Here is a 14,473-nt window from a genome sequence, read left to right on the forward strand (position 1 = left end):
GCCGGGCCACCGCTACCGTGACTCGTACGCGCCGAGGTCGTACCCGGCGCCGCGCGGGCGGGCCGAGAGCTGGTAGTCGAGCCCGGCGTCGCGGAGGGCCGCGCCCGCGTCCACGGCGGGCGAGCCGGTGGCCAGCGAGAAGTCGCCCGCGGCGGCGTTCGTGAACCCCGGCGACGAGGTCGCGAGGTTGTGGTCGGCCGCCCAGCCCGCGCCGCCCGCGCCCTGGATCAGCGACACGGTGGAGAGCGTGGCCGCGCCGTACAGGTTGTTGCGGACGCGCAGGTTCGTGACGCTCGAGTCCGTCTGCAGCAGCCCCGAGCCGCCCGAGCCGGCGGTGCCGTCGTACACGGTGTTGTTGTAGATGCGTACGTCGTCGGGCGCCGGGACGCCGGTGTTCCGCTGCGTCCAGAGCACCGCCACCGCCGACGAGGCGGCCGTGTCGTCGAACACGTTGTTCCGCACCATGGCGTGGCTCGCCTCGCTCTCGATGTCCGCGACCAGCGACGCCGAGCCGGCGAAGCGGTTCCGCTCGAGCACCACGTGCGAGACCGGGTCGCTCTCGGAGAGCGCCGAGCTCTGCGAGCCCATCGAGACGGTCCACTGCGAGGTGCCGCTCGCCTGGAAGAAGTTGTCGGTGATGGAGACCCAGCGCGTCTCCGGGCGGCCGTCGTTGATCTCGGGCCCGTGCAGCTTCAGGGCGTGGCGCTGCCCGCCCGGCCGCAGCAGGGCGTTGTTCGAGATGACGCCCTTGTGCGCCTGCCACACGCGGCAGACGTGGGTCTGGACGGGGTCGCTCACGGTGTTGCCGAGCAGGGCGATCCTCCGGCCGCCCACGTACATGCCGTAGCCGCCGTTTCCGGGCGACTCGCTGTCCACGACGAACATGCCGTCGTGCGGCGTCGCGTAGATCGGGGTCCAGTCACCCCAGCCGATCCCCACGTACCAGTTGGACGCGCGCAGGCGCAGCACGAGCAGGTTCACGCCCTGGTGCGAGACGTCGGGGCCGACCGGTCCGGTTCCGGTCGAGAGGCTCGGCCCGCGCATGTCGAGATCCATGATGCGCCAGTCGGCGCCGGTGCCCCGCGGGCTGAACACGTTCACGTCCCCGAGCTCCGCCACCGTGAAGATCGGCCGGTTCCCGGTGCCGTACGCGCCGATGATGCCGGGGCCAGGCTTGGTGATGGCGTAGGCGGCGGAGACGGGGAAGGTGTCGCCGCGGCGGAACAGCACCCGCACCGGCCCGGAGGTCGCGAGCGCGACCGACATGGCGCGGCCCACGGTGCGGAGCGGCGTCGCCTCCGAGGTGCCCGCGGCGGCGTCGTTGCCGTTCGCGGCGACGTAGTATGTGGTCCCGGAGAACGCCGTCACGGTGATGGTCTGGACGTACGTGCGCGCGGTCCCGGCGGTGTCCGTCTGCGTGAGGGAGACGGTGTACGTCCCGGGCGTCTCGTAGACGTGCGCGGCGGTGTAGCCGCTGGCCACGTTCTTCGGCTCGCCGGTCGCGCTCCAGGTCCCGGAGCCGGGATCGCCGAAGCTCCAGGTGTACTGGGTGCCCTCGAGGTCGGAGGGCTGGTACACGCCGCTGTTCCAGGTGAACGGGGCGGCGGTGCCGGAGGGGCTGGTGTTCACGGCGTCGAAGAAGACGGCCAGCGGCGCCACGCCCGAGGTCCGGTGCGCGGTGGTCATGGGCGAGCCGGTCGCGGTGCCGCCGGTCCCGCCGGTGCTGGTCGTGACCGTGTAGGCGGCGGACGAGACGGGGCTGGGCGAGTACCCGGTGCCGGCGCAGATCGCGCTGAGCGTGCCGGAGGCGCTGAACGTCGCGGTGGCGCTCTGGGTCGAGGAGGTCGTCGGCGTGCTCCCGTCGGTGGTGCGGTAGGGGAGGGTGCCGGCGGTCGGGCAGGTGATCGTGGCCGTGACGCTGCTGGCGTACGTGCCGGCGGCCGGGCTGATGGACGGCTGCGCGGCCGCGGGCGCAGGCGGCGGCGGCGACGTGGGGGTGGCGGCGGCGGGCACGACCTCGACGGCGATCATGTTCCAGTCGGCGGTGGAGGGGGCGGAGGTGCCGATGCGGAACGAACCGGCCGCAGTGGTGGCGGCGCGCTCGACCCAGTAGTCGTTGAGGGCGGGGTCGGAGCGCTCGTCGAGGAGGGTGGGGGTGGTGGTGGCGGAGAGGGTGCGGCGGGTGGTGTTGTTCCAGTCCTCGCCGACGGCGAGGATCCAGGATCCCGCGGCGGTGGCGTTGACTGTCAGCGAGGCGGCCGAGCCGGAACCGGAGCCGGCGGTCACGGCGCCGAGGGTCTGGCTGGCGCCGGCGATGGCGACGACGGAGATGTAGGCCTGGTTGCCGCCGGTCTCGGTGACGGTGGTGGTGACGCCGGAGAGCGCGGCGGAGGGGGTGCCGCGGAACACGGCGACGGCGCCGTTGCGCGAGTTGGCGATGGAGCCGACGCGGGTCCAGGCGAGGGTGCCGCCGGAGACGGTGCGGTTGGAGATGGAGAAGCCGGCGTTGCCGGCGGGCGCGTCGGAGGCGACGAAGGCGAGGACGACGTCGGTGGCGGCGACGGCGTAGCTCGGGGTGGTGGCACTGCCGGTGCCGTTGGTCTCGGTCGCGACCGGGAAGCCGGGCTGCACCGTCAGAGAGGCGGCTGTCGCCGCTGCCGGTGCGGCCGGTAGGCCGTCACCGAGCGTGTCCACCGTGTCGGTCGGTCCGCCACATCCAGTGGCGATCAGCAGAACCGCCGCGAGCCCACACCATCCGTGTCGCATGTTCACCTCCGCGATATCGCGTCCCATGTTCGCGGGACACCCTTGCATGGCGTCGGTGTGGCCCATCAAGCGACGGCGTGGGTAAATGTGTCGTAATGTGCCGTGTCGACTGACGTTTCGCGGACCCAACGTCCGTCTCTGCGCACCGTGGGTACGGGGCGGGTGGGCCTCACCGGGGCGCCGCAGACCGGTGCGATCAGGAGGCCTGGAGGTGGAAGGACCCGGTCTTGTCGACCCCGGGTGAGGCCGGCGAGAGCTGTGGTGCCCGTCCCGAGGAGGTCGATGGAGGCGCGGTACGGTCCCGCCGGTACGGGACCGGCTTCGTCCGGCCGGCACCGCCGGAACGAGGCGCCCCTGGCCACGCTGCAGCCCGTGGCGGACGAGGTGGTGCTCGGCCGGATGCCGCAGTTGCGGAGCGGTCGTCGACTAGTGCGCCGTGCGCGGACCCGCGCCGTCCTTCACGCGCGTGTCCACGGCGACCCAGTTCACCTCCCAGGTCTTGCCGCCGTCCACGGAGAAGGCCTGCTCGAACCGGCACGAGTCGGCGGTGACGTCCGACACCACGAACCGGACCAGGACGGCCCGGCCGTCCATCGTCTCCATCGAGTAGAACTCGCCGCGCCCGTCCTTGAACTCGCCCACCGTCGGCGGCCCGAGCGTCCCGCCGCGGACGCTCGCGACGTTCAGGCTCCACTGGCGCGACGCGGGGTTGTACAGCCGCAGGCTGAGGAGCTCGAGCCGGCCGGCCGGCCCGGTGGCGTCCAGCTCGACCAGGTTGGCGCGGCCGCCCCACACCTTCCGGACGACGGTGGTGCCCTCGTACTCGAGCCACGTGCTCGACCCGGTGAGCGGGGCCTTCAGGCGCTTGAGGCGGGTCTTCCACGTCCCGATCTCGAAGTCGAAGTCGTGCGAGCCATCCCGCTCCGCCGTCGGCGCGTGCGCGGCCGCGGCTGGCGCGGCGCGACCGGTCTCGGCGAGCGCAGGGAGGGAGCATGCGAGCGCCGCAGCTGCGAACGCGATCAGTCGAGCCCGTGCAGGCGTGAGCGGGTGCATCGTCTCTCCCTCCGGGTCGTCCAGGTCTCCCGCTTCGTGCGAGGGCCGGCGAGCGCCGGAACGGAGCGACCGGATAACCCTGCCGCAGCGCCTGCGCACGGCGAACTTCACGAGACGTGCGGGGTCGCGTGCCGCAGGCTCCCGCGTTCCGGATCCACGGGGTGGGCATGCTCCGTGAAGGGGCGCCTCGCGATCGATCCGTCGACAGGCGGGGGCGCCGCGGCTACGAGAGCACGCGCCGGGGCGGGACGGGCCCGCGGGAGGTGGTGCGTGCTCCTCGACGGAAAGAACGCGGTGGTCTACGGCGCGGCGGGGGCGATCGGCGGGGCGGTGTCGCGCGCGTTCGCGCGCGCGGGCGCCAGCGTGTTCCTGGCCGGGCGCACGCCCGCCACGCTCGAGGCGGTGGCCGACGACATCCGGTCCGCGGGCGGCCGGGCGCAGGTCGCCCCGGTGGACGCGCAGGACCGGGATGCGGTCGAGGCACACGCGGACGAGGTGGTCGCCCGGGCCGGGAGCCTGGACGTGTCGTTCAACGCGACCTCGTTCCGCGCGCTGCAGAACGTCGCGCTGGTGGACATCCGGCTGCAGGACTTCCTCGCGCCCGTCGTCGAGGCGGCGCGCACGCACTTCATCACCGCGACCGCCGCGGCGCGCCGCATGACGCGGCAGGGCTCCGGCGTCATCATCCTGCTCTCGTCGTCGGCGGCGAAGGAGACGCGCCACCAGATGGGCGGGTTCAACCTCGCCTGCGCCGGCGTCGAGGCGCTCACCCGCAGCCTCGCCGGCGAGGTCGGGCGCCACGGCGTCCGCGTGGTCGGCCTGCGTCCCAACTTCACGCCCGAGACCCGGCCCGGCCTCTCCGAGTCGGCGCTCGCGTTCCTCGTGAAGGACACGCTGCTCGGTCGGTTGCCGCGCCTCTCCGAGGTGGCCGACACCGCCGTCTACCTCGCGTCGCCCGCGGCCGGCGCCATGGCCGGCGCCGTGGTCGACCTGAGCTGCGGCGCCATCGTCGACTGAAACGTCATCCAGCGGGCCCTGTCCTCCCGTTTCGGTGTGCAGCGGGCCCTGTCCTGGAGGGGGCCGCGGGGTCGGCGCTCCGGGCATTCGCGGCGGTGCTCGCTCCGCAAGGCCCGGGACGTGGATGGATGGCCGGAACCGGGGCCGCGGGACCGTGGAAGCCGACGCACCGGACGGGCCAGCCGCTGGTGCGGTGCCGGCGCCGGCTGCGACGGTCCCCTCGCAGCGGCTGTCCACGGCGGTGCAGGTCCAGGATCCTGGGGACGTGCCGAGGGCTTGCTGCGCTGCGCTCCGGCGCGAACGCCCGGATCGCCTCCGTGGCGGCCTGACGTGGAGGGGAGGCGTGGAGGGAAGGCCTTCCTCTTGAACACCGGCTTCGAGGCTTGGCCCATGAGCACGACGCGCGTGCCGGTGGCCGGGCCGCCCGGCCCTCGCCAGAGGACGGCGCCGCCGAGTCATAGTACTCTGCGTGACGTGCGTTCTCGACCCCGGTGCGGCCGCGTCGCCGCGGTCTGCCTCGTCGCCGTCCTCGGATGCCGGGCACCGAGGGCGGGACTGCCGGACTCATCCAGTACGGCCGGGGAGCTGGCGCGCGCGAAGCTGCTCACCCACGTCGTCGCGTCGGTCGAGCCGATGCCGCAGCGCGCGGGCATGCGCGACGGGGCGACGTCCGTCGTGGTCTCGCCTTCCGGCGACCGGACGACGGTCGTGATCATGAGGTTCGACCCGACCGCTGGTGACGTCGACGAGCTGTTCGTAGGCTTTCAGGCCAGTGCTCGCACGCGCGTCAAGGCGACGCGGCACGGGACCCTGAACCTGAAGCCGAGCGCGACGACGGTCGAGTTCGGGGACATCGCGGACCCCGTCTTCTCCGAGACGCCCGTCTTCCTCTGGGTGCGCACGCACCGAGACGTGGCGCTCATGCTGTGGGCACGCTCGGAACGAGCGGGCGTGGCCGTGCTGGGCGAGTACGCCATGGCGTGGGGACGGCTCTAGAGGAGGTGCCCGTGATGCGAACCATCGGTATCGGAGCGGTCCTCGCGCTCGTGACCTTCGCGGCCGTTCCCGAGCGAACGGCGGCCGGTCCGGGACAAGGCGTGGACGTGGCCGGCGCGAAGCAGGGCGCGTCGGCTGCGGGCACGGCGTGGCTCGCCCTCGTGGACGGCGAGAGGTATGCCGAGAGCTGGGCGGAGGCTTCGACGCTGTTCCGGCAGCAGGTCGGCCGGGACCAATGGGTGGAGATGGCGAGGTCGGCACGCGCCGCCGTGGGCGCCCTCCGCGGCCGCACCTTCGACTCGGCCACCTACGTGGACGGCAACGCCGCGCCCACCGTCGTCCTGCTCTGGAAGAGCCGGTTCGATGCCGTGCCCGAGGCCGTCGAGCAGGTCACGATGATGATGGACGGCGGCAGGTGGCGAGTCGCCGGGTACTTCGTGCGGCCCGGCTAGCGCGGGCATCGAGCCCGGCACCAAGCACGAACGCCCGGTCCAGGGTCGGGCCGGGCGTTCCGCAAAAAATCCTGTGACCCCACGGGGATTCGAACCCCGGTTACAGCCTTGAACCGTGCCGTGGTCCCTGGGCGTTCAGGAGATGGGCGAAGCCCATCGTCTTCGCGTGCGAAGCGCGCGGAGAGGCCCAGGGACCGGCGGCGACCTTCAGCGAAGCAGTGACCCCACGGGGATTCGAACCCCGGTTACAGCCTTGAAAGGGCCAGATACGGCCGGCTGTGCCAACGAAATGTCATGTTATGAGGTACCATTAAGGCTTTCAGTGATACACAGGTGATACACGGCGGAGCCAGGCCAGACCTGAAGCCTCCGGGCTCGCCATCGAATACCGCGAAGAAAGCCGAACGGTAATCCCCGACTAGCCCCGTCTGTGTACATCCTCAGAGACTCCACTTATGGTGCGTCTTGACCCACAGTCAAGTGGGGAACTGGAGAGCACATGACGACCAAGACCACGAAGACGACCTCGAAGAAGCCCTCGATCAAGAACGCCTCCAAGCCCGTCGAGCCGAAGCCGGTCGAGACGAAGAAGGTCGAGGAGAAGAAGCCCGAGCCGAAGAAGGGGCTGGACGTGAACGGCCTGGTCAGCCTGGCCAAGGACGCCGGCCTCACGGTCGAAGAGAACTCGGGCTTCTACAAGATCGTCGGCAAGTCCCCCAGCATCCGCATGTACATCGCCAAGCGGGGCAGCCGCATCGACCTGGCGGGCTTCTGCGTGAAGACGCCGGGCATCACCGAGCTCTCCGAGGCCGAGGCGAAGGCGAAGCGGCTGGGCAAGGTCCGGGGGCAGCTCCTCAACGCCGACCAGAACGTGGCGGTGAAGGCGGTCTCCGAGGCCATCAAGTTCATGCTCTCGGCGTCGGCCATCCTCGTGGCCATCGGCCGCCTGGGGTTCTAGTCATGCCGCTGACCCTCAGGACCCTCATCGACCAGCTCATGGCCATCGCCCAGGCGAACCCCAGGCTCCTCGACCGGACCGTCTACGTGGTGAAGGACGGTGAGGACAGCTTCATCTACCCGGCCGACATCATCGTCTGGGTGGACGAGGGAGGCCGGAAGCAGAAGGTCATCCTGGACACCTAGGCCACCAACCACAGGCCAGTGCTCGAGGGGCGCCGATGAGTTCGGCGCCCTTCTCTTTTCTCAGCCATGGGGAACCATGGCCCGGGCAGCGGTGGGCCTCGGAGGGCCTCTGGTCACTTCGAGCGGTGGTCCGGTCACCTGGGATGGCGGCCACTCCTCCCAGAATAGATTACGATAGATAAAATAAAGTAATTCCGCGTGGTTAGACGTTGACGCCCGATCATCCACGTGAGAGATCCCGTCCCGTCCCGGCGCGATCAAGCGAACCGCGACCTGATCAGGAGGATCAGTGAATGGATGCGATGGAGACGAAGGAAGAGGTACGGACGGCCCTCTCGACGAAGGACGTCAAGGAGCGGCTCAGCCGGCTTTCGACGGTGACGGACTGGGTGCACTGGGAGGACGCCGGCCAGACGATCGAGGGGATCCTGGATCGTTACGAACCGAACGTGCCCGGAAACTTCGACAAACCCCAGGACATCATCCGGGTCAAGGATGGCGAGCGCGTCTACGGGATCAGGTGCCCGTACATGCTGCAGCAGCTCGTCCGCCAGAACCTGAGCGATCTGACCGAGGGTGTCACCCGGGTCAGGATCGTATTCACCGGCAAGGAGCCGCTAGAGAGCGATCCGAACAAGCAGCGCTTCCGCTTCGAGATGTTCGTGGTCGAGAAGGCGAGGGCCACGAAGAAGACGGCGATCATGAAGCAGAGCAAGCGGACGAACCAGAGCCAGAGGAACGTATGAGTGAGACCACGAAAGATTCGGACAAACTCAAGTACCACTTCATGACCGTAGATGGGCGCCCCCATTCGCTATACTGGTTATGAACGAGAAAGGCGAGACCCAGAGCGCAATGATGTTGGACCGGATGACGTGCGCATACTGCGGGTTCACCGTCGCAGAAGAGAGGATGAACAACATCACCGTGAAACATACCTGGGAGAAGCTGCAAGAAAACTGGCGTCAGGGAGTACCCATGTTGTGGCGGTGCGGTCTCTGCAAGGAAGCCGGCATCACCGAGCCCTTCCAGAAGGTCAACATGAGACCACACGTGTGCAATCACCAGAAGTGATGTGCTGAGCGTAGTACCGGGTCGGATGCCTACTTGCCGACCCAACCTCTCCGATCACCCCAGTGACGATCGGAGAGCCCGGAGACCGCGGCCAGGTATGTCCATGGCCAGCCGGTCCGGGCCCTTCGGCGGGCCTCCGGTCACTTCGAGCTGCCCTTCTCCAGGGCATCGACCCGGTCCTCTAGGTCGTTGATCCTCAGGCCGTGCTCCCGGACCTTGTTGGCCTCGGTGGCTAGGCTCTCGATGATCTCCCTGTTCGCCGTGGTGTTCTCCTCGCGGACGATCTTCCGGATGATCTCGCCGCCACCGTTCGAGAGGGTGGACTTGATGATCTGCGGCATCCGCTCGTCCACGGCGTGGTTCACGAAGCCCTTGGCGGCGCGGATCGCCTCGGTGACCCGCTTCACGATCCAGTAGATGCCCAGCCCGGCTCCGACGAGCAGGGTGAGGTGTTCCTTGATGTCTGCGATGTACTCCATGTCATGTGTCGCTCCGTTGCTTAGACGATGCTGCCCGACAGGCCCATGAACAGGGACTCTGCCCGCCGACGTTCCTGGTCGAGCTGGTAGGCCCGGGCGGCCGTGACGGACACCGCCGCCTGCGCCTCTTCTTGCGTGGCCGAGACAGGGATGAATACCCAGTCCCGGACGATCACCTCGGAGGTCACGTCGTCGACGACATCGACCTGTAACTGGATCTGTTCACCCTGGCGGGCCATCCAGCTGACCCGGTAAGTCGTTCCCATCTTCGTCTCTCCTTAGAGCTTCGTCGCGTTGTGGCTGAGCAGGCCATCGGTCAGGTAGGTATGCGCATCACGGACGGTGATGCGGCACGTCTCGCCCCGGCCATCCGGTTCCACGCTGGCGACCACACCGCCTGGTTGACCGAGGATCTCGTCCCCAGGCCTCATGTCCTGGACCAGTGCCCAGCCTGAAGGCGTCATGAACTGGTGGCCGACCGAGACTCGGAGCGAGCGCCCGTCCTCGGTGGTTAGGCGATAGAGGTCTAGCTCGCCGCGGCTGACATAGACGACCGGGAAGTAGTCGTAGCAGCCACGCTCCTCCGAGAACGACCAGAGCAGGTCACCGACCTGGACATCACCGGCGAGCTTCCACGTCTTGTCCCAGAGCTGGACCGGGGTCTCGGGCACCGGACAACCGATCGGGTCCGATGATGAGTCACCGCCACCACCCGAGCCTGTCGAACCACCGAGCGAGTAGGCACCGGCCGTCATCAGGCCGCCCGCTGTGTTCGTTGACTGGAAGTCACGAGTCGGCGAGTAGCCGTAGACGTTGTGCAGCTTGACCCGGAGGTAGCCGTTCCAGTTGTTGGGAGCCGCGCTGTAGACGTATTGGTTGCTGTCCGTGTGCTTGTGGTACGTGTACGTGACCTTTGTCGCGTTCTCCACGGAGACGAACGAGGCGGTCTGGTACTTCCGGTCCGGGATCGGGATGAAGACGGTGCCCATGTTGTTCGGCGCGCTGTTGTAGACAGTGACCTCGAGGTAGCGGAGGCCATCGAAGCCGTCCGAGCTGGACCGCGGCCAGAGCACGAAGTCCCAGGTGGCCTGGTTGTGGAGGACGCCTCCGTCCCAGAGCCCGCCACGCTGGTAGATCGCGAGACGGTCACCGTTGGTCGCATCGTAGAGGACGGGAGATCCACGGCTCTCGCCACGGTAGAACGAGGCGCCTTTGGTCGTATCGAAGTCGATGGCGTTGACCGACCGGACCGCCACCTCATCGAGCAGCCACTTACCGATGTAGGCGCCGCCGGGGGCGATCCGCATCGGCGTCGTGGATCCGATGAACATCTTCGAACCTGAGACGGCGTAGTAGCCGTTCGTGCCCGCGGGATAGATGACGCCGTAGGCCTCCTGGTAGTTGCTCGTCTTGATCGTGTCCGCCGCCAGGTGGCTCGCCGTGATCGTACCGGCAGCGATCTCGGTGCCGCTGATCGAACCGGCCCTGATGTGATCGCCAGTCAGGGTCCCGACAGCCACGTGAGTGCCGGAGATGGTCTGGGCCTGAAGATGAGTGCCCTGGATCGTCTGGGCTGCGATGTGCTGAGCCTTGATGGCGCCAGAAACGATCAACGTCGCATCCGCGACACGTTCAATGTTGAAGTCAGTATACCAGGACTGACCTACGTACGCGACGCGATCCGCCCACGGTCCGAACCTCAAACCAGCGATATTCGCCGGCACGGTGTACGTACCCGTCACATACTGCCATCCGGCGGCATAGGTCGCCGCCTCGCCTATACCGTTCTGTCCCGGCCAGACCCACCCGGAAACATCCTGGCCGTCTGCACCGACAGCGTACCCCACGATTCCCAGTCTGGCCGTTCCACCCGTACCAGCACGATTGACCCATCCGGACGCTTTATACGTCTCACCCGGCTGGACAGGGAACACCATCGTAGAGATGTTGTCACGAGCACTGAACTCAGAGGCATACGGCTTCGGACAACCAACCGGAACTGCGGCGTTTGAACTTGGCAACCGTCTTAAGAAGCCTGCCCAACCAGTGAGACCTGTTTCAAATGATGGATCAAGATTGAGTGATTTCGGAGCGATCAAGAGATGCTGCGCTTGGATAGTGCCTGCCTGGATGTGCTCGCCAGTCAGGGTGCCGAAAGCGAGATGGGTGCCACTGATCGTCTGAGCCTGGATGTGCGTGCCCTGGATCGTCGAACCGGAGATGTTCTGGCCGGTGATGGTGTTGGCGGCGATGTTCGTTCCGCTGATCGTGTTGGCGGCGATCTCCGAACCAGAGATGGTCCCAGCCTTGATGTTGTCGCCAGTCAGAGTGCCGAAAGCGATGTTCGAACCGCTGATCGTGTTGGCTTTGATCCGATCACCGGTGATCGTAGAGCCGCTGATATTGTTCGCGGTGATCGTGTTGGCGGCGATGTTCTGGCCGGTGATGGTGTTGGCTGCGATCTCAGAACCAGAGATGGTGCCCGCCTGGATGTGGTCGCCGACCAGGGTGCTGAAGGCGATGTGAGATCCGCTGATCGTCTGGGCCTTGATGTGCGAGCCCTGGATCGTCGAGGCAGACAGGTGCGTTCCCTGGATCGTGGCCGCGACAATCCTCGAACCAGAGATCGAGCCAGCCACGATCTCACGTGAGGTGATGGCGTCCGCATTGATCTTACCGGCGGTCACAGCGTTGGCGATGATCTGCTGGGCGCCGATGGCGTTGGCGCTGATACGGTCCTGAGTGATCGAGGCGCTGACGATCTTCGTTGCTGAGAGTGTGCCGTCAGCCAGGTTCGATGCGGCGAGCTCGCTCAGCCAGATGTTGGCCAGGTACGTCCTGCTGGCGACACCAGCCGTGTCTCGGTTGAGCAGGAACAGGAGCTTCATGTAGGCGGAACCGGGCGGGAACATGTTGCTCACGCTGTTGCCGCTCAGGTCGGTTCCGCCGACGGTGCCACGGTATGCAGTCCACACGGACGGAACGGTCACGTTCGATGCCGCGAAGTACTTGTATCCGGAGGTGTTGCCGGCACGGCCCTGGGATACGGGAGTGCCGATCGGCCACGCGCCATCAGGAGTATCCGGGTTACCCATGCTCGCCGGGATCGGGTAGCTCAGGGTGATGACGTTGCCGTTGACGCCCGTAGTGCCGTAGAGCGCGCCCGCGCCGAACGTCCAGGCGTAGCGGCTGTATGTGAAGTCTGGGTACTTGTAGCCGAAGCTGTTCTTGTATCCCCAGATGATCAACCCGCGGTTGTACTGACTCGCATCATTTGTCCAACCAGAACCATCCGTGAGCGTGACCGTGGTGTCGCCTGGCTTAAGAGGTGCAGCCAGGGTCGTGTTAGAGGCAGGGAAGTGGCCGCACGTCCAGGCGTAGCACTGGAGTTTGTCGATATCGAAGAAGACGCCGCCAGCGAACGCCCTGCTCGCCGTAGCTGCGGTCTCAACCATGGCTGAGAAGCGAAGCTCGTAGGTCTTGCTCGGTTCGACCGGTAGTACCTCGTCGTTGCGCTTCTCGGTGCTGAGCGTATCCGTGTAGAAGCTGCCCACACCACCGTTCGCCTGGGCGCCCGTGAACGTGAAGCCAGAAAAGTTGTAGTTGGTGCCGAGCAGGCTCGTCCCGTTAGCGATCAGGTTCATTCCCCGGCTCTGGACGTAATCCTTCGTCCACGAGGAGGAGGCGAACGCAGCATCCGCCTGAGCGAATGCGTCTGATGCCGAAGCCTGGGCGGTGAAGGCGTTCTGGATGGCCAGCGAGGCAGAGGCCTGGGATGCGGAAGCAGCGGCCTGGGCGGCCGAGGCTGAGGAGAAGGCAAGGCTGGCCGTAGCCTGCGCAGCCGAGGCTGCTGTCTGGGCGGCCGATGCTGAGGTGAACGCCCACGATGCGGTGGTCTGCGCACGTGAGGCCGAGAGCTGGGCGTTGCTGGCCGACGTGAATGCCAGGGAAGCTGTAGCCTGTGAGGCGGAGGCGGCAGACTGGGCGGCCGAGGCTGACGTGAAGGCCCGGCTCGCCGATGTCTGTGCTGCCGATGCACTCTGGAAAGCGAGGGTGGCCGAGGCCTGAGCGATCGAGGCACTGTTCATCGCCCAGCTCGCCGTGGTGAAGGCGCTGTTCGCCGTGTTGTAGGCGAGGGTGGCCGAGGTCTGTGCCACGGCCGCCGAGGCGGACGCAGCGCTCGCCGTGACCGAGACGTTCTCCACGACCAGTGGAGCGTAGAGTCTGATCAGGCCATCGTCGTAGCCGTCGTGGGTCTGCGGGGTCACGTCCACCGAGGCCACGTGCGGCCACTCGATGGCCTCGATGCTGAGGATGCCGTCGTCCTCTTCCTCGATGGACCTGATGCGGACGGTCTGATCGGACAGACCGAACATCGGCTCCGTCAGACCGACGAGGTCTCCGGGCTCGAGAGCGTCCCAGCGTGGACCGACACGGAACCTGTACTTGTTTCGACGGGTGATGGAGCGCTGGGCCATGAGGCCGCTGAGCGTCATCACCTGCTTCGGGTTCTTGATCCACGAGCTGGTGGTGGTCGGGGCACGACGCTGACCGTAGGTGGCCTGGTGACCAGCGTCGGGCAGCGAGTAGGTGCCGGCCGAGCCGTTGGCGTCGTTGTTCTCGATGCTGATCGGGAACTCGTTGAAGACCTCATCCTCTGGGATACGGATCACCGTGACCGGGTCCTCACCCTCCGTGACGATCAGCTCGTTCTGGTCGATGGTGAGGCTCTTGGTCGGCGGCGTGTACGAGCCCGTGGCGAAGGTGCCGTTGGGGATGACCTTCAGTCCACCGTTCGACCAGACGATCGTGCTGTCAGTGTCACGCATCAGCTCGTCGATGAGCTTGTCGACGCTCGTGGACTCGTTGATGGCCCGGTCCACGTGGGTGAACCCCATGGCATCGCAGTAGGCCCGGTAGGAACCTGTCTGGACCGCCGAGGCTGGGATGCTGGAACCGGAGACGACCAGGTCCACCAGCACGTCCGCCGGGTGGCTGAGCGTGCCGATGACGCCGAACTCGATTCGAGGGATCTTGCCCTCGGGCGTGCCGAACATGTTGGAACGGAACTGGGCGGTGCCGGCGAAGGTCGGACCGGGACCGGAGCCGTAGGTGACGAAGCTGCACGTCGGGGCGGTGCTGCCCGAGATGACCTCGTACCAGCCGCCCTCACCGACCAGGTGGAAGAGCTGGAGGAGGTCGCCATCACGGTAGGCGTTGATGATGCCGGCGACCGGAGCCTCGCAGATGGCCCAGACCATAGCGAGCGTCTGTCCCTTGTAGTTGCCGCTGTAGAGCGTCGGGACCTGGCCTGAGGCGGACAGGTACGCAGCCGTCCTCCCGGAGGAGTGGATCGCCCGGGCGGTGACCCGGGCGTTGCCGTACACCTTCGCCAACGGCTCGCCGAGCCTGGTCTGTGGGGGCAGGGCCGGCTTCGGTGGGATGTATGGCGGGTGTTGGTCCTCGCTTCCGGCGGCCGGCCTGTCCTGATCG

General features: G+C 67.3%; 12 protein-coding genes. 7 read left to right on the plus strand and 5 right to left on the minus strand.

Annotation, left to right across the window (positions count from 1 at the left end; translation table 11 throughout):
• Window positions 1-12: 12 nt before the first annotated feature.
• Both PSR1_RS03915 and PSR1_RS03920 read right to left on the minus strand, forming a co-directional pair.
• Window positions 13-2,631 carry a PKD domain-containing protein gene (locus tag PSR1_RS03915; RefSeq protein WP_272946324.1) on the minus strand — a complete coding sequence of 873 codons (2,619 nt, stop codon included), beginning with the start codon at window positions 2,629-2,631 and terminating at the stop codon, window positions 13-15.
• A gap of 561 nt (window positions 2,632-3,192) precedes the next feature.
• Entirely contained in the window at window positions 3,193-3,819 is a 627-nt protein-coding gene (locus PSR1_RS03920) for a hypothetical protein (protein WP_059436330.1), read from the minus strand.
• Window positions 3,820-4,089: 270 nt separating this feature from the next.
• On the opposite strand from PSR1_RS03920, the gene PSR1_RS03925 reads away from it, so the two are divergent.
• From PSR1_RS03925 to PSR1_RS24040, 7 genes are all read left to right on the plus strand, one after another.
• Window positions 4,090-4,836, plus strand: a complete 747-nt coding sequence (locus PSR1_RS03925) for an SDR family NAD(P)-dependent oxidoreductase (RefSeq protein WP_059436331.1) — start codon at window positions 4,090-4,092, stop codon at window positions 4,834-4,836.
• A 363-nt stretch (window positions 4,837-5,199) separates the two neighbouring features.
• Window positions 5,200-5,832 carry a hypothetical protein gene (locus tag PSR1_RS03930; RefSeq protein ID WP_152643291.1) on the plus strand — a complete coding sequence of 211 codons (633 nt, stop codon included), beginning with the start codon at window positions 5,200-5,202 and terminating at the stop codon, window positions 5,830-5,832.
• 14 nt (window positions 5,833-5,846) lie between these two features.
• The gene (locus PSR1_RS03935; protein ID WP_152643292.1) at window positions 5,847-6,284 is read left to right on the plus strand and encodes a DUF4019 domain-containing protein; all 438 of its coding nucleotides are present in this window, start codon (window positions 5,847-5,849) and stop codon (window positions 6,282-6,284) included.
• 499 nt (window positions 6,285-6,783) lie between these two features.
• Window positions 6,784-7,242, plus strand: coding sequence for a hypothetical protein (locus tag PSR1_RS03940; RefSeq protein WP_059436334.1), 459 nt, complete (start codon window positions 6,784-6,786; stop codon window positions 7,240-7,242).
• 2 nt (window positions 7,243-7,244) lie between these two features.
• Window positions 7,245-7,427, plus strand: a complete 183-nt coding sequence (locus tag PSR1_RS03945) for a hypothetical protein (RefSeq protein ID WP_059436335.1) — start codon at window positions 7,245-7,247, stop codon at window positions 7,425-7,427.
• A gap of 293 nt (window positions 7,428-7,720) precedes the next feature.
• Window positions 7,721-8,173, plus strand: a complete 453-nt coding sequence (locus tag PSR1_RS03950) for a hypothetical protein (RefSeq protein WP_059436336.1) — start codon at window positions 7,721-7,723, stop codon at window positions 8,171-8,173.
• Window positions 8,174-8,339: 166 nt separating this feature from the next.
• Window positions 8,340-8,501, plus strand: a complete 162-nt coding sequence (locus tag PSR1_RS24040; protein WP_160309000.1) for a hypothetical protein — start codon at window positions 8,340-8,342, stop codon at window positions 8,499-8,501.
• Between the two features lie 140 nt (window positions 8,502-8,641).
• On the opposite strand, the gene PSR1_RS03960 is transcribed toward PSR1_RS24040, so the two are convergent.
• Genes PSR1_RS03960 through PSR1_RS03970 form a run of 3 tightly spaced genes read right to left on the minus strand, consistent with a single transcriptional unit; the run spans window position 8,642 to window position 14,367 of the window.
• The gene (locus PSR1_RS03960; RefSeq protein WP_059436338.1) at window positions 8,642-8,980 is read right to left on the minus strand and encodes a hypothetical protein; all 339 of its coding nucleotides are present in this window, start codon (window positions 8,978-8,980) and stop codon (window positions 8,642-8,644) included.
• 20 nt (window positions 8,981-9,000) lie between these two features.
• A complete protein-coding gene (locus PSR1_RS03965) occupies window positions 9,001-9,246 on the minus strand; it encodes a hypothetical protein (RefSeq protein WP_059436339.1) in 246 nt (81 codons plus the stop codon).
• Between the two features lie 12 nt (window positions 9,247-9,258).
• Entirely contained in the window at window positions 9,259-14,367 is a 5,109-nt protein-coding gene (locus tag PSR1_RS03970; RefSeq protein ID WP_237757811.1) for a phage tail protein, read from the minus strand.
• Window positions 14,368-14,473: the final 106 nt, after the last annotated feature.

It is taken from the genome of Anaeromyxobacter sp. PSR-1 (assembly GCF_000964525.1).
In the GTDB taxonomy this organism is placed as follows: Bacteria; Myxococcota; Myxococcia; order Myxococcales; family Anaeromyxobacteraceae; genus Anaeromyxobacter.

Bases quoted from the DNA above. Each gene is read 5' to 3' on its own strand.
- PSR1_RS03920 (WP_059436330.1), bottom strand. From the start codon at position 3,819: ATGCACCCGCTCACGCCTGCACGGGCTCGACTGATCGCGTTCGCAGCT.
- PSR1_RS03935 (WP_152643292.1), top strand. From the start codon at position 5,847: ATGCGAACCATCGGTATCGGAGCGGTCCTCGCGCTCGTGACCTTCGCG.
- PSR1_RS03940 (WP_059436334.1), top strand. From the start codon at position 6,784: ATGACGACCAAGACCACGAAGACGACCTCGAAGAAGCCCTCGATCAAG.
- PSR1_RS03945 (WP_059436335.1), top strand. From the start codon at position 7,245: ATGCCGCTGACCCTCAGGACCCTCATCGACCAGCTCATGGCCATCGCC.
- PSR1_RS03950 (WP_059436336.1), top strand. From the start codon at position 7,721: ATGGATGCGATGGAGACGAAGGAAGAGGTACGGACGGCCCTCTCGACG.
- PSR1_RS24040 (WP_160309000.1), top strand. From the start codon at position 8,340: ATGAACAACATCACCGTGAAACATACCTGGGAGAAGCTGCAAGAAAAC.
- PSR1_RS03960 (WP_059436338.1), bottom strand. From the start codon at position 8,980: ATGGAGTACATCGCAGACATCAAGGAACACCTCACCCTGCTCGTCGGA.
- PSR1_RS03965 (WP_059436339.1), bottom strand. From the start codon at position 9,246: ATGGGAACGACTTACCGGGTCAGCTGGATGGCCCGCCAGGGTGAACAG.